The organism is Immundisolibacter sp., assembly GCF_041625615.1.
Lineage (GTDB): Bacteria > Pseudomonadota > Gammaproteobacteria > Immundisolibacterales > Immundisolibacteraceae > Immundisolibacter.
In genome coordinates, this window is record NZ_JBFJTF010000224.1 from 1 (window position 1) to 2,020 (window position 2,020).

Consider the following 2,020-nt stretch of genomic DNA (forward strand, 5'->3'; position numbering starts at 1 on the left):
GTCGCATCACCGGCGTGCCGGGCATCAACTTCGGGTACCCGGTGGTCGATACGGATGGACGGGTGCAGGCGGTGGTGTTTGCCGCCGTGAGCACCGACTGGCTGGCGGGGCTGGTCGACCCGGGCGTGTTGCCGGCCGGCGCTTCCGTGACGGTGCTCGATCGCCGCTTGCAGCTGATGGCACACCTTCCGTCGTCCGTCGGCGATGACGACGTGCTGAGCACGGCCAGCGCCGCATTGCCCGGTCGGCTGGCCGAGCGGCGCGAAGGTGGCGGCATCAGGGTGACCGCGGCGGACGGCAGCGCCTGGCATTTCACCTATGTGCCGCTGGGTGGCATGTCGCTTGCAACGGCGCCGTATCTGTTGCTGGGGCTGCCACTGGACGCCTTGCATGCCCAGCTTGCGCCGTTCGTGCGCATGCAGCCGCTGATGGTGATGGTCGCCCAGGCGGTGCTGGCGTTACTCGTCTGGTTTGGGGTACGGGGCCTGGTGGTGCAGCCGGTCCGCGGGTTGGTGGAGGCCGCCAGCAGCCTGGCGGAGGGGGTGCGCGGCGTTCGCCTGCCGGAGCGCCACCGGGTTGCCGAGCTCTCTCTGATGGGCACCGCCTTCAATCACATGGCCAATCAAGTGGATGGGGCGGTGCGGGCATACCGGGTGCTCAGCGCGGGCAATCGAACCCTGCTGCGCGAGCACGAGGAGCAGCGCCTGCTCGATGCCATGTGCCGGGTAGTGGTGGAGCACGGAAGCTACCGCTACGCCGGGGTTGCGTACGTGACAGAGGCCGGGATCCAGCAGATGGCGGGTGCCGGCGAGGACGAGGGGTTTACGGCTTACCTGCAGGCGCACTGGCAAACGGCCCTGGCGCACCAGACGCCAACGGTGCGGGCGCTCAGCAGTGGCGAGCCGGTAGTCCAGCAATTCATGGACCGCGAGGCTGGACACGGCCTGTTTCAGTTGGCGGCCAGCCGCGGGCTGCATTCGGGCGTGATACTGCCGCTGAAGGTGGACGGGCGGATCATCGGCGCTTTGACCGTCTATTCCAGTGCGCCGGATGCCTTCGCAGCGCGCGAGATGCGCCTGCTGGCCGAGCTGGCGGACGACCTGTCGTTTGGCATCGTCACCGCGCGTCTGCGCGAGCGAGAGTCGCGGGCTGATGCGCACCTGCGGCGGGTGGCCTATTTTGACGACGCCACGGGGTTGCCCAACCGGGTGCGTTTTCTGGATCAGCTGGCGACATCGGTGACCGCGCGAAGGGACGTGGCGGTGCTGGTGGTCGAGTTATTCAACTACTGGGAAATCGCCACCGCGCTGGGGCACGCCACCGGTCACGAGTTCCTGCAGGTGGTGGCCGAGCGCCTGCGCAGCCGGGGTGCCGAGCATCTGGCCCGGGTGGCGCAATCCGAGCTTGCGGTACGGGTGGACGTGTCGGATGAAACCGCGGCCTGTCACTTTGCCGATGACCTGCTCGCTGCGCTTGCCACTCCGGCGCTGCTGTCGTCGATCAGTGTCGACATCGATGCGACCGTGGGCGTGGCGGTGGGGCGGGGCGACGACGGTGAGCGCCTGCTGCAGGCGGCTCGGCTGGCGGCGCGCGAGGCCAAGAAAAGCCATGCCAGAGTGCTGCTGGCGCATCCGCGGCTGGACAACGACTGGCGTGACCGGTTGCGTCTGGCGGCGGATCTGCGCGAGGCCATCGATGAGCGGCACCTGAGCATTCACCTTCAGCCGCAGGTCGACCTGCGCACCGGCGAGGTGTGTGGCGTCGAGGCATTGGCGCGCTGGCGCCACCCGGAGCATGGGGTGATCTCGCCGGCCCAGTTCATCGGTCTGGCCGAGCGCACCGGACTCATACGCAATCTGACACAGGCCATTCTCGAAGCGGTCTCGGCGCAGGCCGCGCGGCACGCGGCAGCAGGCCTGCATCTGCCGATCGCCATGAACGTGTCGGCCCGCAACCTGCATGATCCGGCCTTCTTCCGCTGTCTCAAGGACGCGCTCGAGACGTGGCCGCAGGCACGTCA

Annotated in this window: 1 protein-coding gene; it reads left to right on the plus strand. The window is 68.5% G+C overall.

Annotation, left to right across the window (positions count from 1 at the left end; translation table 11 throughout):
• On the plus strand, positions 1-2,020 hold a 2,020-nt coding region (locus tag ABYX71_RS11720), incomplete at both ends, for an EAL domain-containing protein (RefSeq protein WP_372696675.1).